The sequence below is a fragment of the Microbacterium halophytorum genome, from assembly GCF_002970975.1.
Classification (GTDB): Bacteria; Actinomycetota; Actinomycetes; order Actinomycetales; family Microbacteriaceae; genus Microbacterium; species Microbacterium halophytorum.
The window spans coordinates 169,476-190,720 of the sequence record NZ_PNFA01000005.1; the positions used below are offsets into that span (position 1 = coordinate 169,476).

Annotated in this window: 21 protein-coding genes and 1 tRNA gene; 5 read left to right on the forward strand and 17 right to left on the reverse strand. The window is 71.0% G+C overall.

Going from position 1 to position 21,245, the window contains the following annotated elements; translation table 11 throughout:
• Positions 1-47 precede the first annotated feature (47 nt).
• On the forward strand, positions 48-443 hold the full coding sequence (locus tag C0010_RS06335; protein ID WP_105566227.1) for a VOC family protein: 396 nt from the start codon (positions 48-50) through the stop codon (positions 441-443).
• Between the two features lie 62 nt (positions 444-505).
• Here C0010_RS06335 and nusG read toward each other — a convergent pair whose 3' ends face one another.
• The 3 genes from nusG to C0010_RS06350 form a co-directional block, all read right to left on the reverse strand.
• A complete protein-coding gene (nusG, locus tag C0010_RS06340) occupies positions 506-1,471 on the reverse strand; it encodes a transcription termination/antitermination protein NusG (RefSeq protein WP_105566228.1) in 966 nt (321 codons plus the stop codon).
• A 35-nt stretch (positions 1,472-1,506) separates the two neighbouring features.
• Positions 1,507-1,767: a preprotein translocase subunit SecE gene (secE, locus tag C0010_RS06345; RefSeq protein WP_105566229.1), complete on the reverse strand. Its 261-nt coding sequence runs from the start codon at positions 1,765-1,767 to the stop codon at positions 1,507-1,509.
• Between the two features lie 35 nt (positions 1,768-1,802).
• A tRNA-Trp gene (locus tag C0010_RS06350) sits at positions 1,803-1,875 on the reverse strand.
• Positions 1,876-2,069: 194 nt separating this feature from the next.
• Here C0010_RS06350 and C0010_RS06355 point away from each other — a divergent pair.
• Positions 2,070-3,269 (forward strand): pyridoxal phosphate-dependent aminotransferase, encoded by a 1,200-nt coding sequence (locus tag C0010_RS06355; protein ID WP_105566230.1) that lies wholly within the window; start codon positions 2,070-2,072, stop codon positions 3,267-3,269.
• Between the two features lie 79 nt (positions 3,270-3,348).
• Here the strand turns inward: C0010_RS06355 and C0010_RS06360 are convergent, their stop codons facing one another.
• From C0010_RS06360 to C0010_RS06420, 13 genes are all read right to left on the reverse strand, one after another.
• Positions 3,349-4,479: a UDP-N-acetylmuramate dehydrogenase gene (locus tag C0010_RS06360; RefSeq protein ID WP_105566231.1), complete on the reverse strand. Its 1,131-nt coding sequence runs from the start codon at positions 4,477-4,479 to the stop codon at positions 3,349-3,351.
• Positions 4,476-4,886 (reverse strand): MaoC/PaaZ C-terminal domain-containing protein, encoded by a 411-nt coding sequence (locus tag C0010_RS06365; protein WP_105566232.1) that lies wholly within the window; start codon positions 4,884-4,886, stop codon positions 4,476-4,478. The genes C0010_RS06360 and C0010_RS06365 overlap by 4 nt, the downstream gene beginning before the upstream one ends.
• Positions 4,883-5,329 (reverse strand): FAS1-like dehydratase domain-containing protein, encoded by a 447-nt coding sequence (locus tag C0010_RS06370; protein WP_105566233.1) that lies wholly within the window; start codon positions 5,327-5,329, stop codon positions 4,883-4,885. The genes C0010_RS06365 and C0010_RS06370 overlap by 4 nt, the downstream gene beginning before the upstream one ends.
• 97 nt (positions 5,330-5,426) lie before the next feature.
• Complete coding sequence (locus C0010_RS06375; RefSeq protein WP_232531771.1) at positions 5,427-6,212, reverse strand: sulfite exporter TauE/SafE family protein; 786 nt, start codon at positions 6,210-6,212, stop codon at positions 5,427-5,429.
• 72 nt (positions 6,213-6,284) lie between these two features.
• Positions 6,285-7,286, reverse strand: a complete 1,002-nt coding sequence (locus C0010_RS06380; protein ID WP_105566235.1) for a sugar phosphate isomerase/epimerase family protein — start codon at positions 7,284-7,286, stop codon at positions 6,285-6,287.
• Positions 7,287-7,306: 20 nt separating this feature from the next.
• Complete coding sequence (locus C0010_RS06385; protein ID WP_105566236.1) at positions 7,307-8,461, reverse strand: Gfo/Idh/MocA family protein; 1,155 nt, start codon at positions 8,459-8,461, stop codon at positions 7,307-7,309.
• On the reverse strand, positions 8,458-9,006 hold the full coding sequence (gene idi, locus C0010_RS06390) for an isopentenyl-diphosphate Delta-isomerase (RefSeq protein ID WP_105566237.1): 549 nt from the start codon (positions 9,004-9,006) through the stop codon (positions 8,458-8,460). The genes C0010_RS06385 and idi overlap by 4 nt, the downstream gene beginning before the upstream one ends.
• Positions 9,003-10,412 (reverse strand): alkaline phosphatase family protein, encoded by a 1,410-nt coding sequence (locus C0010_RS06395; protein WP_105566238.1) that lies wholly within the window; start codon positions 10,410-10,412, stop codon positions 9,003-9,005. Before C0010_RS06395 ends, idi begins: the two co-directional genes overlap by 4 nt.
• A complete protein-coding gene (gene eboE, locus C0010_RS06400; protein ID WP_105566239.1) occupies positions 10,409-11,557 on the reverse strand; it encodes a metabolite traffic protein EboE in 1,149 nt (382 codons plus the stop codon). Before eboE ends, C0010_RS06395 begins: the two co-directional genes overlap by 4 nt.
• Before the next feature lies 1 nt (position 11,558).
• Entirely contained in the window at positions 11,559-12,443 is an 885-nt protein-coding gene (locus C0010_RS06405) for a TatD family hydrolase (RefSeq protein WP_105566391.1), read from the reverse strand.
• A 5-nt stretch (positions 12,444-12,448) separates the two neighbouring features.
• A complete protein-coding gene (locus C0010_RS06410) occupies positions 12,449-13,858 on the reverse strand; it encodes a TIM barrel protein (RefSeq protein WP_105566240.1) in 1,410 nt (469 codons plus the stop codon).
• Entirely contained in the window at positions 13,855-14,727 is an 873-nt protein-coding gene (locus C0010_RS06415; RefSeq protein WP_105566241.1) for an SCO3242 family prenyltransferase, read from the reverse strand. Before C0010_RS06415 ends, C0010_RS06410 begins: the two co-directional genes overlap by 4 nt.
• 147 nt (positions 14,728-14,874) lie before the next feature.
• Positions 14,875-15,927, reverse strand: a complete 1,053-nt coding sequence (locus tag C0010_RS06420) for a substrate-binding domain-containing protein (protein WP_105566242.1) — start codon at positions 15,925-15,927, stop codon at positions 14,875-14,877.
• 254 nt (positions 15,928-16,181) lie between these two features.
• On the opposite strand from C0010_RS06420, the gene C0010_RS06425 reads away from it, so the two are divergent.
• From C0010_RS06425 to C0010_RS06435, 3 genes are all read left to right on the forward strand, one after another.
• A complete protein-coding gene (locus tag C0010_RS06425) occupies positions 16,182-17,702 on the forward strand; it encodes a sugar ABC transporter ATP-binding protein (RefSeq protein ID WP_408631070.1) in 1,521 nt (506 codons plus the stop codon).
• Positions 17,699-18,718 (forward strand): ABC transporter permease, encoded by a 1,020-nt coding sequence (locus C0010_RS06430; protein ID WP_408631071.1) that lies wholly within the window; start codon positions 17,699-17,701, stop codon positions 18,716-18,718. Before C0010_RS06425 ends, C0010_RS06430 begins: the two co-directional genes overlap by 4 nt.
• 114 nt (positions 18,719-18,832) lie before the next feature.
• Positions 18,833-20,020 (forward strand): ROK family transcriptional regulator, encoded by a 1,188-nt coding sequence (locus C0010_RS06435; protein ID WP_105566243.1) that lies wholly within the window; start codon positions 18,833-18,835, stop codon positions 20,018-20,020.
• A 140-nt stretch (positions 20,021-20,160) separates the two neighbouring features.
• Here C0010_RS06435 and C0010_RS06440 read toward each other — a convergent pair whose 3' ends face one another.
• The gene (locus C0010_RS06440) at positions 20,161-21,192 is read right to left on the reverse strand and encodes a sugar phosphate isomerase/epimerase family protein (RefSeq protein WP_198410812.1); all 1,032 of its coding nucleotides are present in this window, start codon (positions 21,190-21,192) and stop codon (positions 20,161-20,163) included.
• Positions 21,193-21,245 lie beyond the last annotated feature (53 nt).

Consider the following 21,245-nt stretch of genomic DNA (forward strand, 5'->3'; position numbering starts at 1 on the left):
CTTCAAGGACGAGCATAGAGAACAACCACACAGAAGAGGAGGACATCATGTTCCGTGGTCTTGCCAACCTGAACTTCGTCGCCGAGGACATGGCCGCTGCCGTCACCTGGTACTCGACCGTCTTCGACTCGCCTCCGTACTTCGCCCGTCCCGAGACCGGCACGCCGCGGTACGCGGAGTGGCGCTTCGGCGACGACGAGGACGAGTTCGCACTCATGGACGCACGCTTCCGCCCCGCGCTCGCCCAACCGGGCGGCGCCCTCGTTCACCTGCACGTCGACGACATCCGGAGTGCGTTCGATCGGCTCGTCGGACTCGGCGCCCGCGAATTCGACCCGGTGACGCAGCGCGGTGATGGTTGGTGGTCTGCCTCCGTCAGCGACCCGTTCGGCAACCTGCTCGGGCTGATCCAGAGCCCGCACTGGGCGGCCCAGCACGAGTGAGCGCCCACACACGAAAGCGGCCTCCCCGGTTCGGGGAGGCCGCTCTCGTCGTCTGGAAGATGTCAGATCATCTTGGTGACCTGGTCGAAGCCGAGCTCGACCGGCGTCTCGCGCTCGAAGAGCGAGACGAGGACGGTGAGCTTGCCGCTCGCCGTGTTGATCTCGCTGATCGAACCGGGAAGGCCCGCGAACGAACCCTCCTTGATGGTGATCGTCTCGCCGATCTCGAAGTCCACCTCGGCCGGGATGACCCGCGGTGCCGCCTTCTGCTCGCCGGCGCCCGACTTCTCGCCGGAGGCGGCCTTCTCGGCCTCCTTCAGCTCGGCCAGCGGCTTGAGCATGTTGAACGCCTCTTCGAAGCGCAGCGGCGTCGGGTTGTGAGCGTTGCCCACGAAGCCGGTAACGCCTGGCGTGTGGCGGACGACCGACCAGGTGTCTTCGTTCAGCTCCATGCGCACGAGCACGTAGCTCGGCACCCGAACGCGGGTGACCATCTTGCGCTGGCCGTTCTTGATCTCGACGACGTCCTCCATCGGGACCTCGACCTGGTAGATGTCGTCCTCGACCTCGAGCGTCGCCTTGCGCTGCTCGATGTTGGCCTTCACCTTGCGCTCGAAGCCGGCGTAGGAGTGGATCACGTACCACTTGCCCTCGAGGGCGCGCAGCTCCGCCTTGAACTCGGCGTACGGGTCCTCGTCGGGCTCGGGCGCTCCGCCCTCCGCCTCGTTCTCCGCCGCGGCGCCGTTCTCGGCCTCGTCGTCGCTCAGGACGTCGGCAGCGGCCTCGACTTCGGCGGTCTCGTCGATGTTCAGGGCGTCGTTCACGATCGCGTCTGCCTCCGGGTCGGTGATGTCGATGTCTTCGTCAGCGGGCTCGCCGCCCTCGATGTGGATCGCACCGGTCTCGGGGGGCTGCGCCGCCAGCTCCTGCTCGGCCAGGACGTTGCCGTCCTGCGCCTCGTCGTCCTCGCTGGACTGCTCCGCGGCCGTCGACAGGTCGACGTCGTCGCGGTGGTTATGGGTCGTCACGTCAGCTCACTTTCGCTCTCGGGGCGTCAGGCAGATCAGCCCGGGATGCCGAACACCCACGTGGTGACCCAGGTGAACAGGCTGTCCAGTCCGAAGACGATCGCCATCATCACGACCACGAAGCCCAGCACGACGGCGGTGAACTTGAAGAGCTCGGAACGGGTCGGGGTGACGACCTTGCGGAGCTCGTCGATGACCTGACGGAAGAAGAGGATCATCCTCTGGAAGAAGTTGGGCTTCTTCTCCGCCTTGCCGTTCGCCGCGACGACATCGCCGCCGGAAGCGTCCCTGACCATTCGTAACCTTTCGTGAGTCAGCTGGCGCTGACGCGCAGGGCGGACAGGAATCGAACCTGCAACCTGCGGTTTTGGAGACCGCTGCTCTGCCAATTGAGCTACCGCCCTAGAGGGCCTAGCGACCCTCGGGGTGCCCCACCATTCTCACACACACCCTCTGACGGGTGCCCCGGAGCGCAGTGGCGCACTGCTCAGCAAGTGTACGTCATGCCCGACGGGCGGCGCGAACCGGGCGCGCCCCGCGCGCGGCGGAACGGCCGCGGCCGATGGCCCGCGAACGGCGCGCGCAGTAGTGTGTGAGCATGACAGAACGCGCCCCGCTCTCCCGCAAGCTGTCCGCGATCGCCGAGTCTGCGACCCTCAAGGTCGACTCCAAGGCGAAGGCACTGAAGGCGGAGGGTCGCCCCGTGATCTCGTACGCCGCGGGCGAGCCCGACTTCGCGACGCCGCAGTTCGTCGTCGACGCCGCCGCTGAGGCCCTGCGCGACCCCGCCAACTTCCGCTACTCCCCCGCGGCGGGCCTGCCCGCGCTGCGCGAGGCGATCGCCGAGAAGACGCGGCGCGACTCGGGGCTCGAGGTCGCACCGAGCCAGGTCATCGTCACGAACGGCGGCAAGCAGGCCGTCTACCAGGCGTTCCAGGCCGTCGTGAACCCGGGCGACGAGGTGCTCCTGCCCGCGCCGTACTGGACGACGTACCCCGAGGCGATCGCCCTCGCCGACGGCACGCCCGTCGAGGTGTTCGCCGGCTCCGACCAGGGCTACAAGGTCACGGTCGAGCAGCTCGAGGCCGCCCGCACCGAGAAGACGGCCGTACTGGTCTTCGTGTCGCCGTCGAACCCGACGGGCGCCGTCTACTCGGAGGAGGAGACCCGCGCGATCGGCGAGTGGGCCCTCGAGCACGGCATCTGGGTCATCACCGACGAGATCTACCAGAACCTCACCTACGAGGGCGTCCGCGCCGTCTCGATCGTCGAGGCCGTTCCGGATGTCGCCGGCCAGACCATCCTCGTCAACGGCGTCGCGAAGACCTACGCGATGACCGGATGGCGCGTGGGCTGGCTGGTCGCTCCCGCCGACGCCGCGAAGGTCGTCGCCAACCTCCAGTCGCACCTGACGAGCAACGTGAACAACATCGCCCAACGCGCGGCGATCGCGGCGATCAGCGGGCCTCAGGACGAAGCGGAGCAGATGCGCCTCGCCTTCGACCGCCGCCGCCGGCTGATGGTCGCCGAGCTGTCGAAGATCGACGGCGTCAGCGTTCCGACGCCGCACGGCGCCTTCTACGTGTATCCCGACGTCACGGGCCTGCTGGGCCGCGAGTGGGGCGGCCGCCGCATCGACACGACGCTCCAGCTGGCCGACTACATCCTCGACGAGGCCGAGGTCGCGGTCGTCCCCGGCGAGGCGTTCGGCCCGAGCGGCTACCTGCGCCTGAGTTACGCGCTCGGCGACGACCAGCTGCTCGAGGGCATCCAGCGCCTCCAGAAGCTCTTCGGCTGACGGCGGGCGGCCCCGCACCCGCACAAGGGCACACCTGAGCGGGCTGCGCGCACGGATGTGGGGGCAGGCTCCGTGCGCCCTACAGGTCGACGCCGACGAAGACTGGTTCTGGCTGCAGTTCGATGCCGAATTCGGCGTGCACGCGGGTCCGCACGAAGCGGGCGAGCTGGGCGACCTCCCACGCGTCCGCTCCCCCGCGGTTCGTGAGGGCGAGCGTGTGCTTGGTCGACAGCGACGCGCGCGAGCGGCCGAGCCGGAAGCCCTTGTGGAGCCCCGCGTTCTCGATTAACCAGGCCGCGCTCACCTTGACGCGGGCATCCGTCACGGGCGCCGGCGGCACGTAGCCGTCGAAGGCCTCGAGCGGGATCACGCGCACGGGTTCGATCTCCGGCTCCATCGGCCAGCGCGGGCAGCCGGCGGGCAGCGCGCGCGCCGCGCTCTCCGACAGGATCGGGTTGTTGAAGAACGAACCTGCGCTGCGGGTGTCGTCGTCGGCCGGGTCCAGCACCATGCCCTTCGAGGCCCGGATGGCGAGCACCGACTCGCGCACACCGGCGAGCGTGACCTCCGCCCCGGCCTGGACGCCGATCGCCTTGGCGATGCGGGCGTCGGTGAGCGGGAAGCCGCCGACGCCGACGCGAGCGAGCTCGAGCGTGATCGAGAGGATCACGGCGCTGCGACGCGGCTCGGAGCCGTAGTGGCGCTTCAGGTCGCTCGTGCGGGGCCCGAGGCCCAGCTCGCCCGCCGAGACGGTGGCGACCTCGCCGGTCGCCTCGTCGATCAGCTCGACCTCGACGAGCGTCTGGTCGATCTCCTGGCCGTATGCGCCGACGTTCTGGATCGGGGCGGCACCCGCCGTGCCGGGGATCCCGCTCATGGCCTCCACCCCGGCGAGACCGTCGCGCACGGCCCACGCGACGAACTCGTCCCAGTTCTGGCCGGCCTCGATCCGCACGCGCTGGTGCCCCTGGGCCGCGCCGTCGACGAGTTCGAAGCCGGTCATGAGCATCCGGATGACGGTGCCGTCGAACGGCTCGTCCCCCGCGAGCAGGTTCGAACCGCCGCCGAGCACGAACCACTCGTCGCCCGTGGCCCAGACGTCCAGGAGCGCCGCGACGGCCTCGTCTCGCGTGCGCGCGCCCACCATACGGGCGGGCGCCGCGCCGACCTGCAGGGTCGTCAGCCGCGCGAGCGGGATCGGCTCGGTCACGCCTGTGCGACCTCCGCGACGGTCGCCTGCGCCTTGGCGAGCACCTTCACGTCGTTGAAGATCACCGTGAGGTCGATGCGCGCGACGCCGTCTTCGACCTTGCCGACCTTCGCCTCGTAGCGCACCTCGGCACCGGCATCCGGGTCGACGACGACGGGCTTCGTGAAGCGCACGCCGTAGTCGAGGATGCGGGCGGGGTCGCCGACGGCGTCCGCGATCACCGACGCGCCGATGCCCATCGTGAGCATGCCGTGGGCGAGGACCCCCGGGAGCCCCACGCGCTCGGCGACGTCGTCGCGGTAGTGGATGGGATTGAAGTCCCCGGATGCCCCCGCGTACCGCACGAGCGACTCGCGCGTGAGGCGCACGGTGCGCTCGGCGACGACCTGACCGACCTCGAAGCTCATCCTGCTGCCCCCACGAGAAGAACGGATGTGGCGGTGACGACGTGCTCCCCCGCGGCGTCGACGATCTCGGCGTCGCTCGTCACCATCGCGTTGCCGCCGACCGAGCGGACGCCGGTGACGCTGAGGGTTGCGGTGAGCTCGTCGCCGGCGACGATGGGGCGCGAGCTGCGGAACTTCTGCTCGGCGTGCACCGTCCGTTCGAGCACGATCCCGGCGCTCTCGTCGCCCAGCAGCTGCTGGAGCGTGAGGTCCTGGATCACCATGGCGAAGGTCGGCGGGGCGACGACATCGGCGTAGCCGGCGGCGCGCGCGGCCTCGACGTCGTGGTGCACAGCGGCCTCCGCGTGCACGGCGCGAGCGAACTCGCGCACCTTCTCCCGCCCCACCAGGTAGGGCGCCGTCGGCGCGAAGACGCGCTCCGTCAGATCGGGGTTCACAGCCACGACCCGAGTCTATCGGCCCGCCCTGATCGCTCTCACATCGCGCGGACGAGGGCTCCGCTCCGCGGGAACGGCGGTGCGGGTGAGCCGGGCCGGCGCCTCAGCGCCGCCCCCGGACGGCGATGACGACCATCTGCACCGTGATGACGGCGAGGAACGCGATGAAGAACCAGTTCGCGACGGCGGGATCGAGCGCCGCGGCGACCAGGGCTCCGAGGGGCGTCGTCACGACCGTCGCCAGCGCGAGGCACATCGCGGCGAGGAGGTCGACGTTCCCGTTGCGGAGGTTGCGGGCTGCGGCCACGATCGTGGTCGGGATCATCATCATGAGCGACGTGCCCTTGGCCACGAGGTCGCTCGTCCCGTAGACGACGATGAGCACAGGGACCACGATCACGCCGCCTCCGACGCCGATCAGGCCGGCGAGCACGCCCGTGACGAGGCCGAGGCCGACGAGCGACGCGCCGACCCAGAAGCCCATGTCGATGCCAACGCCGCGCTCGGGCACGACGAAGACCAGGCTGACCATCACGGCGACGAGGAAGCCGATGAAGATCCAGCGAACGATCCGTTCGCGCAGGACGCGCAGGAAGTGCGCACCGAACGGTGCTCCGACGATGCCGCCGGCGGCGAGCAGGAGGGCGGCGAGCCAGTCGACGTCGCCCTCGATCGCGTACGCGATGACACCGACGGAGGCGGTCACGATGATCGACGCGCCGGACGTCCCGCTCGCCAGCTTCTGGCCGAACGCCGCCAGCATCACCAGCAGCGGAACGATCATGATGCCGCCGCCCACGCCGAACAGCCCGGACATGAAGCCCGAGACGAGCCCGATGCCGATGAACGCGGCGAACATTCCGGGGGAACGTCTCACAGTCTCTGGCACCGGACAACCCTACCCGCACCGCGCGGCGCCGCCCTCCCGAGCACCCGGTGCTCGGGAGGGCGGCGGGGCGGGTCAGCGGTTGCTGAAGGCGGAGTCGAACGCCGCCTGGGGCGGCGTGATCGCGTTCAGCTTCCGGACGAAGCCGATCGCCTCGGCCGCGCCCTGGAGGCGGTCCATGCCCGCATCCTCCCATTCGACGCTCGTGGGGCCGTCGTAGCCGATCGCGTTCAGCGCGCGGAACAGCGGCTCCCACGGAACCTCGCCGTGGCCCGTCGACACGAACGTCCATCCGCGGCGCGGGTCCGCCCACGGCAGGTGCGACCCGAGCACGCCGTTGCGCCCGTCGAGGGCCGTCACCGACTCCTTCACGTGCACGTGGTAGATCTTCTCGGCGAAGTCGAGCACGAAGGGAACCGGGTTCAGCTGCTGCCACATGAAGTGCGACGGGTCGAAGTTGAGCCCGAATCCGGGGCGGTCGCCGATCGCCTCCAGGGTGCGCTTCGCGGTCCAGTAGTCGTACGCGATCTCCGACGGATGCACCTCGAGCGCGAAGCGGACGCCGTTCTCCTCGAACACGTCGATGATCGGGCTCCACCGGTCGGCGAAGTCCTGATACCCCGCCTCGATGACGTCCTCGCCGACGGGCGGGAACATCGCGACGTACTTCCAGATCGACGACCCCGTGAACCCGGTGACGGTCTTCACGCCGAGCTTCGCCGCGAGGCGGGCCGTGTTCTTCAGCTCCTCTGCCGCGCGGCCCCGCACGCCTTCGGGGTCGCCGTCGCCCCACACCTCGGCGGTGAGGATGTCGCGGTGCCGGAAGTCGATGGGGTCGTCGCAGACGGCCTGGCCGGTGAGGTGGTTCGAGATCGCCCAGACCTTCAGGCCGTTCTCCTCGAGGATCGCCTTCCGGTCGGCGATGTACGCGTCGTCGTCCCAGCGGGAGGGGTCGAGGTGGTCGCCGCCGCAGGCGATCTCGAGGCCGTCGTAGCCCCACTCGCCCGCGCGGCGACAGACCTCCTCGAAGGGCATGTCGCCCCACTGGCCGGTGAACAGAGTGACAGGTCGTGCCATGATGTGCTCCTTTGCGATGGTCAGACGGCGACCCAGCGCGAGTCGTCCGCGGAACTGGTCTCGACGGCGTCGAGCACGCGCTGCACCTGCGCGCCCTCGTCGAAGGTCGGGGTGGGCTGGTCGCCGGAGGCGATCGCCTCGACGAGGTCCTTCACCTGGTGACTGAAGCCGTGCTCGTAGCCGAGCATGTGCCCGGCCGGCCACCATCCCGACAGATAGGGGTGGCCGGGCTCCGTCACGACGACCCGGGTGAAGCCCTGGTCGAGGTCGTCGGCGGTGCGGTCGTAGACGTGCAGCTCGTTGAGCGACTCGAGGTCGAAGGCGATCGCGCCCTCCGAGCCCGACACCTCGACCGACAGCTGGTTCTTGCGGCCGGTCGCGAAGCGCGTCGCCTCGAACGAGGCCAGAGCGCCGCCGGAGAGGCGCCCCGTGAAGATCGCCAGGTCGTCGACCGTCACGTCGCCGTACTCGTCGCCGCCGCGGCCCGCGATGCCGACGCGCTCCGTCTCGATGGGCCGACGCTTCGTGATCGTCTCGATCGTTCCCGCGACCTTCTCGACCGTCTGCCCCGTGAGGAACTGGACGAGGTCGACGGCGTGGCCGCCGATGTCGCCGAGCGCCCCCGCACCCGCTTCGTCCTTCTTCAAGCGCCACGACAAGGGCGCGGCCGGGTCGACCAGCCAGTCCTGCCGGTACGCGGCACGCACCTGCCGCACCTCACCGATGCGGCCGGCGGCGATGAGGTCGCGGGCGCGGGTCAGCGCAGGAACGCGCCGGTAGGTGAACCCCAGCATGGCGATGGCGCTCGAGGCCCTGGCCGCCTCCGCCATCCGGTCGGCATCGGCGACCGAGTTCGCCAGCGGCTTCTCGCAGAGCACGTGCTTCCCCGCGGCGAGCGCGGCGATCGCGATCTCGTCGTGCGAATGGCCGGGCGTCACGATGTCGACGACGTCGATGTCGTCCCTGGCGACGACGTCGCGCCAGTCGGTCGCCGCCTCCTGCCAGCCCCACTTCTCGGCGGCGGCAGCGACTGCCTCCTCATTGCGGCCGACGATCACGGCCATCTCGATGTCCTTCGGCAGGTCGAACACGCGCGGCGCCGTGCGCCACGCCTGCGAATGCGCCGCCCCCATGAATCCGTATCCGATGAGTGCGACGCGGAGCTTGTCCGTCATTTTCCTATCCTTTCGCGTGCGCTGAAGATCTGGGGGGACGCGGCCGCCTGCGCGACGAGCCACGGGCTGACGAGCCGCGGTGCGGCCCTGACCGCCGCCGCGAGGTCGGCCGGGTCCATCCACGCGAACTCCGACACCTCCGCGGGGTTCGGGGCGATCGCCGATGCGGCGACGGCGCGGTACACGGGGCAGACCTCGTTCTCGACGATTCCGGATGCATCCGTCGCGCGGTAGCGGAAGTCGGGGTCGACGACCTCGACGTCGCGCACCTCGAAGCCCAGCTCGGCCTGCGCACGCCGCGCGATGGCCTCGGCGTCCGCCTCGCCCGGCGCCGGATGCCCGCAGAACGCGTTGGTCCACACGCCCGGCCACGCGCGCTTCGACAGCGACCGCCGCGTCACGAGGACGCGGCCGACGTCGTCGAACACGTGGCAGGAGAACGCCCGGTGCAGGGGCGTCGTGCCGGTGTGGACGCTCGCCTTCTCCGCCGTGCCGATCTCGCGGCCCGCTTCGTCGAGCAGGACGACGAGCTCCTCCGCGGTCATCGTGCGCCCGCCCGTCCCACGACCGCGCCGTGTGCCTGCCGGAGGAGGTCGTGCACCGCCGTCGCGTCGATGCTGTCGGCCCCGTCGGCGATCAGCGAGGGATCGGAGCAGATGATCAGCGGCGACTCCGCCGCACTGTCGGGCAGGCGGCCGTGAGTCCCCCGCACGTACGACCCGTCGAGCGGGACGGTGCTCATCGCGTAGCGCAGGCCCAGCTTCTTCTTCACCAGGTTCATCCCCGCCTTGGCCTTCGCCCACGGGTCGGCGGGGTTCATGAACAGTTCGGCCGGGTCGTAGCCGGGCTTCTTGTGGATGTCGACCGCCCGCGCGTACTCGGGCGCCCTGGCGTCGTCGAGCCAGAAGTAATAGGTGAACCAGGCGCCGGGCTCGGCCACGGCGACGAGCTCGCCTGCGCGTTCGTGATCGATGCCGTACGCGGCCTGCTGCTCCCTGTCGAGCACCATGTCGACGCCGGGGAGCGACCGGATGACGTCGGCCGTGCGTGCGATGTCGGACGGATCCGAGACGTACACGTGCGCGACCTGGTGGTCGGAGACGGCGAAGGCCCTGGACGCCCACGGGTCGAGCTGCTCCCTGCCCTGCTGCACGTACACCTCGAGCAGGCCCTCCCGCCGCAGCGCGCGATTGATCTGGACCGGGCGATCGGCGCCGGTGATGCCGTACTCGGAGAGCGCGACGACGGTCATGCCCATCCCCTCGGCGTCATCGAGGAGCGGCGCGAGCGCCGCGTCGAGCTCGGCGGCCGCCGCGGCCGACTCCGGCGCGTCCGGCCCGAACTTCTGGTGCGCGTAGTCCAGGTGCGGGAGATAGACCATCGTGAGGTCGTTCTCGTCGTCGCTCCAGCGGTGCGAGAGGAGCCCGCGAGCGCTGGCGATGAGCCATTCGCTCGAGGCGATCGATGCCGTCGGCCCCCAATACTGGAACAGGGGGAACTCGCCGAACGCGCCGACGAGCTGGTCGTGCAGCCACGCGGGCCGCACGTACGCATCCGGGCTCTTGCGGCCGTCGGCGTGGTAGATCGGCCGAGGGGTGACGACGACGTCGGTCGCGGCCCCCATCGCGTACCACCAGCCGACGTTCGCGACGCGGTAATCGCCGTCGCGGCGCATCGTGTCCCAGATCTTGTCCGCCGTCACCAGAGCGTTGTGCTGGCGCCAGAGCAGCGCGTCGCCGAGGCCGCGGAAGTACCACCCGTTGCCCACGATCCCGTGGTCGCGCGGCATGCGCCCCGTCAGGATCGTCGACTGCACGCTGCACGTCACGGCGGGCAGGATCGTGTTCATCCGCGCCTGCCGCCCCCGCTCCGCGACCGCGCGCAGCCGCGGCATCTGCGCGAGCGCGCCCTGCGTGAGCCCGACGACGTCGAGCAGGAGCACCTTCTTCATCGCGCCCCCTCTCCGCTGGCGACGGGCATGTCGACGGGGAGCTCGCGCGCCGCCCAGCGCACCTCGCCCGCGATGCCGTCTGCGAGCGTCGCCGGCTGCATCTCGGCGGGCAGCACCGTCCACGTGTACGTCTCGATGTCGAGGTGCGCTTCCGCGCCGTGCTCGGTCTCGAGCACCGCGGCGACGGCCTCGCGCAGGACATGCTGCGTCGAGGCGAGCGGCGCCGCCGGCGTGAGGTGCAGCGGGATGTGCACGTGCACGCGCCACGGCCGATCGTGCGGCCACTCGTGGTCGGCGAGGACGTCGACGAGGTCGTCGGCGCGCAGCGCCTCCCCCGCGGCCGGATCGGTGCGGACCTGGTGCAGGTAGCGCGCTTCGGCGAACGGGGCGAGCGCCTCGGCCGCGGCGCTAGGGTCGGGGACCTCGAGCGCGGCGGAGGCCTGCACCTTCACGACCCGCACCCCGGCTTCCTCGATCCGCCGCACGGCGGCGGCGGGGTCGGCGTACGACACGGCGAGGTGGCAGGTGTCGAGGCACACGCCGATGCGGCCGTCGGCCGTGAGCTCCGGATGCGCCGCGAGCCAGTCGACGACGTCGTCCACGTCGTCGAGGATGCACCCCGGCTCGGGCTCGACGGCGATCCGCACGCTCCGGCCCGTCTCGCGCTCGATCGCGGCCAGGTGGTCGTGAAGGGACCGCAGGCGGGACGCGGCCGCCGCGTCCCGCTCGGGCGTCCAGCCGTCCCGCCAGCCCAGCGGCAGCGTGGAGATGCTCCCCGACTCCCCTTCGGGCAGGAGGAGGGCGAGCGCGGTCGCGCAGTCCTTCGTGAACTCCAGGCGCTCGTCGCTCGTCCAGTCCGGCGAGTAGACGCCGAGCTTGACGACGTCGTCGTGGAAGCCGCGGTACGGGAAGGCGTTCACGGTGAACAGCTCGAGACCCTCCGCATCGAGCGCCGCCGCGAGCCTCGCCCGCGCGTCGGCGTCCTCGGCGAGCTGAGCGGCCGCGTCGACCGGCAGCCACAGCCCGACGCCGAGGCGCCCCAGGCCGGATGCGCGGCGGGCGGGCCCGGCGTGCTCGTGGAGCTGGGCGATGATCCCGTCGACGTCCTCCGCAGGGTGCGCATTCGTGCAGTACGACAGCCGCATCTCACGCCCCCTTCGCCGCGGGAGCGCCCCGCAGGATCGAGTTCCCGGAGAAGGTCTCGCTCGGCGGCGCCGCCGCGTCGAAACCGGGCACCGGTTCGAGGTTCAGGCGCCCGCTCTGCCCGTAGAAGGCCACGGGGTTGCGCCAGAGCACGCGATCGACGTCGTCCTCCGAGAACCCGGCCGCGAGCATCGCCCTGCCGGTCTTCAGCGTCTTGAGCGGGTCCGAGCGGCCCCAGTCGGCCGCCGAGTTGACGAGCACCCTGTCGAGGCCGATGCGGCCGATGATGTCGACCATGCGCCGTTCGTCCATCTTCGTGTCCGGGTAGATCGAGAAGCCCATCCATGCGCCCGTCTCGCGGACCATGTCGACGGTCATCTCGTTCAGGTGGTCGACGAGCACCGCCTCGGCCGGTACGCCGGACTCGCGCACGACGTCGAGGGTTCGCCGCGTCCCGCTCTCCTTGTCGCGGTGCGGCGTGTGCACCATCACGGGCAGTTGGAACTCGAGCGAGAGCGCGAGGTGCTGCGCGAGGACCTCGTCCTCATCCGGCGTCATCGAGTCGTATCCCGTCTCGCCGATCGCGACCACGCCATCCTTGCGGAGGTAGCGCGGCAGCTCCGTCATCACCTCGCGGCAGCGCGGGTCGTTCGCCTCCTTCGGATTCAGAGCGATGGTGCAGTGGTGCCGGATGCCGAACTGGCTGGCGCGGAACCTCTCCCACCCGATGAGGGCGTCGAAGTAGTCGACGAAGCTCGCCACCGATGTCCGCGGCTGGCCGAGCCAGAACGCGGGCTCGACGAGGGCGCGCACGCCCGCGTCGTACATGGCCTCGTAGTCGTCGGTCGTGCGGGACTGCATGTGGATGTGGGGGTCGAAGATGCGCATGCCGGTCACTTCGCCCCCTCGGCCGCGCCGATCAGGGCGAGGTCGTCGGGGATCGCTCGGCCCGCCGCCCGGCGCTCGGCGGCGAAGCGCTCCGCCATCGCGGCGAGCTCGGCGTCGCGGCGCTCGGCGAGCCCGGCGACCTGCGCGAGCGGTGCCTCCATGAACACGAGCTTCAGCACGCCCTGGCGCCACGCGGCGTCCCCCAGGTGCCGGAGCGCGAACGCGCCCATCGCCGCGCCGACGAGGCGCGGGTCGTTCGTCCGCAGCGCATCGGTGACGATCTCCAACCCCGCGCCGCGCCACGCAACTCCGCCGGCGTCGGCCGCGTCGGACAGCCCCTGCAGCACCGCCAGCCGCTCGTCGGCGTCGCCATGGCGATAGAGCTCGAGGGCCGCCGCGGGGCCGCCCGGATGCTCGGCGAGCTCCCGCACGAGCGCCGCGCGTGCGCGCCGCGCCGGCTCGCCGCGCCCGACGGCGCGGACCGCGTCGGCGAACCGGTCGGCGGCGACAGACGGGTCCGCGGCCACCTCGATGCGCGCCGCCGCCGTCCACGGCTCCTGGTCGGTTTCGCCGAGCCGGCGCATGGCCGCGAGGCTCTCGCGGGCGCGCTGGGGGGCCTCGCCCGTGTGCCGCGGCAGCTCGACGGCGGCGATGCCGGAGAACCCCGTCTCGTCGATCGCGGCGAACGTCGCCGCGAGGTCGAGGTCGCCCTCCCCCAGCGGGAGGTGCTCGTGCCGCCCCTGGGGCATGTCGTCGACGTGCACGTTGAAGAGCAGCTCGCCGGCCGCCCGGATGGCGCCGACGGCGCCTCCCGGTTCGTCGACGGCGATCGCGTGCCCGATGTCGATCGTGACGCCCAGGTTCGCCGGGTCGCCGACCAGCTCGCGCCAGCGCAGCACCTGCGCGACGGTCTCGACGATCATCCCCGGTTCGGGCTCGATCGCGATGCGGACGCCGGCTTCGCGGGCCTTCTCCACGAGCGGGCGCATCCGCTCGGCGAGGCGGCGCCAGCCCTCCTCCTCGCTGACGCCGTCGGGCAGCGCACCGCTCCACGTCGACACGCAGTCGGCGCCGACGATCTCGGCGATCTCGATCGCGCGCTCGACGAGCGCCGTGCGCGGCGTCGCGTCGTCCGACGCGAACGACGGCGAGAAGGGCACGAACGGGTCGAGCAGATACGGCGCGCCCGTCTCGATGGCGATGCGGAAGCCCCGCCGGGAGAGGTCGTCGGCGAGCGCCAGCGCGTCTTCGCGCCAGCTCTCGGCGAAGGGATCGAAGTGCGCGGGGCCGAGCGTGAGGCCGACGGCGCCGTAGCCGGCGGCCTGCATCACGTCGAGCGCGTCCGACAGCGTGTGCTCCGTGAAACCGTTCGTTCCGTATGCGGGCACCCACGCCGATGCGGGGTTGGGGCTCATGTCACATCTCCTTGCTTCTTCCGGGCCGCGACGATGCGGCCGAGAGCGGCGAGCCCTGCGAGCAGCAGGGCACCGCGGGTCGAACCGTGGCCCGCCGCGAACGCCGCCTGCAGCGGGACCATTCCGCGGATGCCGCGCCGCGTCGCGTCGCGGGCGTTGCCCGCCGTCGGCTCCCTCGCCGCGCGCAGGAAGCCGGGGAGCACCGAGCACACGAACGCGCCGGCGCCGATCACCGCACCGGCCGCACCGCGCGGGCGGCCCAGCCGTACGGCGCGGACGACGGCCGTTGCGGCCGCGGCCGTGCTCACGACCGCCGCGAGCACGGCCACGGGGCGCGAGGTGCCGTGCACCTCCCCGCGCGACACCTGCGTCACGGCGAAGGTGTGGCCCGCGATCGCGGCCGCCGGTGCCGCGGCGCCGCGCCAACCGTCGGCCGCCGCTCCCATCGCGACGTCGAGGCCGCGGCAGGCGGCCATCGCGGCCGGCCCCAGCGCCGTCTTCTTCGCGACGAGGTCGTAGAACCACACGCAGGCGACGAGCGGCCGCGCGACGCGCAGGGCGCCCGGCCCGGCCGCGGCGGCCGAGGCGAGCCCGCCCGCGCTGAGCCCAGCCGCCGTCGTGAGCGCCGCCCCCGGCGACACGCGACCGGACGGGATCGGCCGCTCCGGGCGCTCGATCGCGTCGAGCTCCGCGTCGGCGAAGTCGTTCAGCGCCATGCCCGCCGCGTAGAACCCGGCCGACGCGGCGGATGCGGCAGCTCCCTCCGCCCCGATGCGGCCGTCGGCGGCCGTCGCCCCGACGACGCCGTCGCCGAAGACCGTGAGCACGGCGGGCGCCCTGACGAGCTCGAGCAGGTCTCTGACGCGCATCTGAAGTCCTTCCTCCGCGCCGGTGCGGATGCGACGGAGCACCGGCCCCGGCGCGCGGCGCGGCGGGATCGGCTCCGGTCGCGCCCCTGCCACGGGCGCTCGGTAGTGCGGTGGCCCCGCCGATGCCGACGGGGCCACCTGGAGCGATCAGGACTGGAAGGCCTGGTCGTAGTACTCGTCGACGTTGTCGGCGGTCACGACCGGTGCGTCCAGCACGATCCGCCTGGGCACGCCCGCCGAGCTGAGGTCGCTCATCGACTTGCCCTGCGCCAGCAGGCGCGCGAGCTCGATGCCGTCGGCAGCCTGCGTGTACGGGTAGATGATCGTCGCCTCGACGACGCTCTCCGGGTCCCGGATCTCGTCCATCATGTTCTGGCTGCCTGCGCCGCCGACCAGGATGAACTCGTCGCGGCCCGCGTTGTCGATGGCCGCCAGGACGCCGATGCCCTGGTCGTCGTCGTGGTTCCAGATGGCGTCGAAGTGGTCGTTCGCCGCGAGCAGCTTCGTCGTCTCCTCCTCGCCGCCGGCGACGGTGAAGTCCGTCGCGACGCGCGCGTCGACGTCGAGGTCGCATTCGGCGAGCGCTTCCTCGAAGCCCTGCGAGCGGTCCTGCGTCAGCGGCAGCGAGTCGATACCGGCGATCTCACCGATCACGGCGTCCTCGACGCCCTCCATCTGCTCGCAGATGTGCTGGCCGGCCGCCACGCCCATCCCGTAGTTGTCGCCGAGGATCGTGACGCGCGAGGCATCGGGGTCCGAGAACTCGCGGTCGACGTTGACGACGGGGATGCCCGCCGCCATGGCCTCGAGCGCAACGGGCGTGAGCGCCGCGCCGTCGGTCGGCAGCATGACGATGACGTCGACGCCCTCGTTGATGAACTGCTCGACGGCCGCGATCTGCTGGTTGGCGTCGTTCGTCCCCTCCGCCTGGCGGAGTTCGACGTCGTCGAAGCCCTCGGCCGTTTCGATGGCCGCCGAGCTGATGGAACCGAGCCAGCCGTGGTTGACCTCGGGGCCCGACCAGCCGATGACGACCGTGTCGCCCGCTTCCTGGTTCTCCTCGCTGGTGGATCCCTGGCCTGCGGTCGGCTCTTCGCCCTCCGAACCGTCGCTCGTACATCCGGCGAGAAGCCCGATCGCTGCGAGCGACGCGATGCCCGCAAAGACCGCGCTGCGCCTGACCCTGCGTCGTGCCTGCATGATTCCTCCTTGAATGGGTGCAGATAGGCGTCGGGCGTCCTCGCATACAGCGCGTCGCGCCGACAGGGCCGAGGCTAACAGAAGTAACAGCACCGTGTACACCTTTTGCATGACCTATGTAAGAAGTTCGCCGCTCCCCCGATCGCGCGCGGGATTCTGCGGCCGCTTGACCACCGCCGTCCGGGCAGCGCCGAGACCGGACCGTGATCGAGAACCCCCTGGCGCGAAGTTCGGCACCGTGTTATGTTCACTCCGTGATCAAAGCTGACCACCAATCGACATTACTTTCCGTCCGCGGCGTCAAGAAGCGCTTCGGCCCGGTCAAAGCGCTGCGCGGGGTCGACCTCGACGTCGCACCGGGCGAGGTGCACTGCCTTCTGGGCCAGAACGGCGCGGGCAAGTCGACGCTCATCAAGGTGCTCGCGGGCGTTCATGAGCCGGATGCCGGCGAGCTGCTCTGGCACGGCACGCGCGCCGCGGTCGACGGGCCGCAGTCCGCCATCGATCTCGGCATCGCGACGATGTACCAGGAGCTCGACGTCGTGGACGGCCTGACCATCGCGGAGAACATCTTCCTCGGGCACGAGCTCGAGCGCGGCGGCGTGACGAAGCGCAAGGAGCAGACGCAGAAGACGCGCGAGATCCTCGCGCGCCTCGGGCACTCGTCGCTCTCGCCCCATGCGGAGGTCGGCTCCCTGAGCTCGGCCGAGAAGCAGATCGTGAGCATGGCGCGCGCCCTCTCGCACGACATCGAGCTGATCGTGATGGACGAACCATCGGCCGTTCTCGACAAGGAGGAGGTCGACAACCTCTTCCGCGTGGTGCACGAACTCACCTCTCAGGGCATCGCCGTCATCTACATCACGCACCGGCTCGAGGAGATCCGCCGCATCGGCGACCGCATCACGGTCCTGAAGGACGGCGCGTCGATGGCGAGCAACCTGCCCGTCGCCGACACCCCGACGCCCGAGCTCATCAAGCACATGACGGGCCGCGAGGTGAAGAACGTGTTCCCCGACCGGCCCGGCGTTCCCGAGGACGCGCCCGTGCTGCTCGAGGTCGACTCGCTCAGCGCGCCCGGCGACTTCGACGATGTGTCCTTCCGCGTCCGCGCCGGCGAGATCGTCGGCCTCGCCGGCCTCGTCGGGTCAGGGCGCTCCGAGATCGTCGAAGCCGTCTACGGCGCGCGCAAGCCGTCGTCCGGCAGCGTTTCGGTGCGCGGGAAGAGGCTCGCGGCGGGCTCGGTCCCCGCCGCCGTCGCGGCCGGCCTCGGCCTCAGCCCCGAGGAGCGGAAGTCGCAGGGCCTGATCCTCGACCAGCCGATCTACCGGAACGTGACCCTCTCGTCGTTCGCATCGATCGCGAGCTCCGGCCTGCTGAACGAGCGCGAGGAGCGCCGCCTGGCGGACGAGCAGATCGGCGCGCTCGAGCTGCGCCCCGCCGACTCGACGCGCGCCGCCGGCACGCTCTCGGGCGGCAACCAGCAGAAGATCCTGCTGGCGCGCTGGCTCGTCCACGGCAGCAGCATCCTGCTGCTCGACGAGCCGACGCGCGGCGTCGACGTCGGCGCCAGGGCCGAGATCTACGCGCTCATCCGCCGCCTCGCCGACGCGGGCAATGCCATCGTCGTGATCTCCAGCGAGATCGAAGAGGTGCTCGGCCTCGCCGACACCGTGCTCGTCATCGGAGACGGGCGCCTTCTGACCACAGTCGACTCTTCCGAGATCGATGAGCACGGCGTGCTCGATCTCGTCATGAAAGGAACCGCAGCGTGAGCTCGCAGACCCCGGAAACCACGACGACCGTGCAGGCACCGCCGTCTGCGCTGCGCCGGCTGATGTCCGGCGCATTCGGCCGCAACCTCGGCCTGATCGTCGCGCTGCTCCTGATCGTCGTCGTCGGCATCGTCACCGCGCCCGACACGTTCGCGAACGTGAACAATGCGCTGACGATCCTGCGCCAGGCGTCGATCATCGGCGTGATCAGCATCGGTATGACGTTCGTCATCCTCTCGGCGGGGATCGACCTCTCGGTCGGCGCGATCATGGGCCTCGCCTCCGTGACGGCGACGATCGCATCGGTGCAGGATCTCGCCGAATCGACGCACTGGATCGTGATGCTGCTGATCGCCCTCGCCACGGGCGTCGCCGCCGGCCTCATCAACGGGATCGTGATCGCGTACGGCAAGGTGGCGGCTTTCATGGCGACGCTCGCCATGATGGTCGGCGCCCGCGGCCTCGCCGAGATCGTGTCGGACAACCAGACGCTGGTGATCTCGAACCGAGGCTTCACGCAGACGCTGAACGTCGACATCCTGGGCGTCGACATCCTGATCTGGATCTTCGCCCTCGTCGCGTTCGCCGGCTGGTTCATCCTGAACCGCACGACTTTCGGCCGGCGCACCGTCGCGATCGGCGGCAACCCGGAGGCCTCCCGCCTCAGCGGCATCAAGGTGAAGCGGCACACCATGTGGCTGTACGGCATCTCGGGCCTGTGCGCCGGCATCGCCGCCGTCATGATGCTCGCCCGCACGACGGCCGGCACGTCGACGCACGGCACGCTCTACGAGCTCGATGCGATCGCGGCCGTCGTCGTCGGCGGCACGCTGCTCGCGGGTGGCCGCGGCACCATGACCGGCACGATCTTCGGTGTCCTGATCTTCGCGACGCTCTCGAACGTGTTCGTGCAGAACAACCTGTCGTCGTCCGTCCAGGCCGTCGCCAAGGGCATCATCATCGTGGTCGCCGTGCTCATCCAGCAGCGCTTCGCGGCCAGGCCCGGCGGGAAATGACGGGGAGGGACTTCTACCGGGCCGCGGAGGAAGCGGCCAGACCACGAGCGTAAACTCTCACACATTCGGCGGAAGGCCCCGGCCTTCCGCCGAAGCGCTTACCTGGGAGACGAAATGAACGACACGACACCCGGCAGGGGGAACGTCGGCGAGCTGTTCCAGCTGCTGCGCGACGGCGCCCCGAGGACGCGCGCGGAGCTCGCGAAGTCGACGGGGCTCGCCCGTTCCACGATCGCGGCGCGCGTCGACATGCTGATGTCCATGGGGCTCGTCACGCCCGTCGCGGACGGGGTTTCGACGGGCGGCCGGCCTCCGTCGCAGTTCGCCCTGAACCCCGCCGCCCGCCTCGTCGTGGCGGCCGACCTCGGCGCGTCCCACGCGACCGTGGCCATCACCGACCTGACGGGCGCGATCCTCGCGGAGCACCGCGAGAGCATCCCGATCGCCGAGGGGCCCGAACGCGTGCTCACCTGGCTGGTCGACGGTGCGGCGCGCCTGCTCGACGACGTCGGGCGCGGACGGGGCGACGTCGTCGCCGTCGGCATCGGTCTGCCGGGGCCCGTCGAGTTCTCGACCGGCCAGCCCGTGAACCCGCCGATCATGCCGGGATGGGATCGCTTCGACGTCCCCGGCTGGGTGCGCTCGCACTTCGACGCCCCCGTGCTGGTCGACAACGACGTGAACATCTCGGCGCTCGGCGAGCGCGCCGTGGCCTGGCCGGTCAAGGAGCACCTGCTGTTCATCAAGGTCGCCACCGGCATCGGCGCCGGCATCGTATCGGAGGGCGAACTGCAGCGGGGCGCGCAGGGGATCGCCGGTGACATCGGCCACGTCCGGATCGCCCGCGGCGCCGACGTGCCCTGCGCCTGCGGCAACAGCGGCTGCCTCGAAGCCCTCGCATCCGGCCCGGCGCTCGCCAGGGCGCTCCGCGAGCAGGGCATCGAAGCCCGCGACGGGAATGACGTCGTCGACCTCGTCAAGGCGGGCAACCTCGCCGCGATCCAGGCCGTGCGGCAGGCCGGCCGCGACATCGGGGAGATGCTCACGGTCGCCGTCAGTCTGCTCAACCCTTCCGTGATCGTGATCGGGGGCTCGATGGCGCGCGTCGGCGAGCACCTGATCGCCGGGGTCAGGGAGGTCGTCTACACGCGCTCGACGCCGCTCGCGACCGAGCACCTGTCGATCGCCCAGTCGTCCGTCGCTTCGCGCGCCGCGGTCGTCGGCGCGAGCCTCCTCGCCGTGCAGCACGCGCTCTCCCCCGAGGGCGTCGCGGCGTTCATGCGCCAGCCGGCCACCGCGTAGGGCGCGACGGAAGGGCGGCCCCACGGCGGGGCCGCCCTTCCGTCGTCTCGGGCCGCACGCGGCATCCGGCAACCACTCGCGACGAGGCGCCGCCCCCATCGGGAGCGGCGCCTCGCCGGTGCCGTCGGTTCCGGATCCGCTCAGCGCTCGTTGCCGCGCTTGCCGCGCAGGGTCGAGATCGCCTCGTAGCTGCGAGCGGCGTTGCCGAGCGAGTTCAGCTCGTAGCCCGGTTCGGCGACGCTGGCCGCGTTGTCCTGCTCGTACATGCCGTAGCGACGGCCGCGCATCGGCTTGATCGCGCTCAGGAAGCGCTGGTAGGGCAGGTCGCCCGCGCCGAACTCGATGATGTCGTAACCGTTGTCGCTCTCCTCGTTGATCTTGCCGTCCTTGAGGTGCAGCAGGCGGAACCGGCTCGGGTCGGCCAGCACGTAGTCCTCGGGCTCGAAGCCCGGGTATCGGTACTGCCCGACATAGGCCCAGTACACGTCCAGCTCGAACGTCACGTTCGTGCCGGCGAGCTCGTCCCAGAGCAGGTCGTACACGCGCGTGCTCGGGTCGTCGGACGTGAACGCGAACTCGCCGGAGTGGTTGTGGATGTAGAGGCCGAGGCCGGCGGCGCGCGCCTTCTCACCCATCGCGCCCCAGGTCTGAGCCGCCTGCTGCCATTCGGCCTTGGTCGTGCCGCGCGTGATCGGGCCGCCCTGGCCCAGGTACGGCATGCCGAGCGCGAGCGCCTTCTCGATCTCGGCGTCGATGTTGTCGGGCGTGAGGTTCACGTGCGAGCCGACCGCACCCAGGCCGTTGTCGTCGAGCAGGGCCCGGATCTCCGCGATCGAGATGTCGCCGGTGCCCTGGTTGTAGCCCGCGAACTCGATCTCCGAGTAGCCGATGCTGCCGAGCTCCTCGAAAACGGCGCGGAAGCCCTCGGACGCGACCTTGTCGCGCACCGTGAACATCTGGATGCCGATGCGATTCGTCGGCACGAGCCGCTGGCCGCCATGGCCGGCGGCAGAGCCCGGAACACCCGACGGCGGTGCGGCGGATGCCGCCGTGCCGCCGAGGAGCGCGGAACCCGCTCCGACGGCGACGGAGCTGGCGGCGAGCGCCTTCATCATGGTGCGCCGGCTCATGGGCTTGTTCTGGATCGTGGGGTGTGCGTGGTCGTGTGACATCTTCGTCTCCTTCGAGGGATGGCCGGGCCCGGCGCCCGGATCGGGTGGATGGC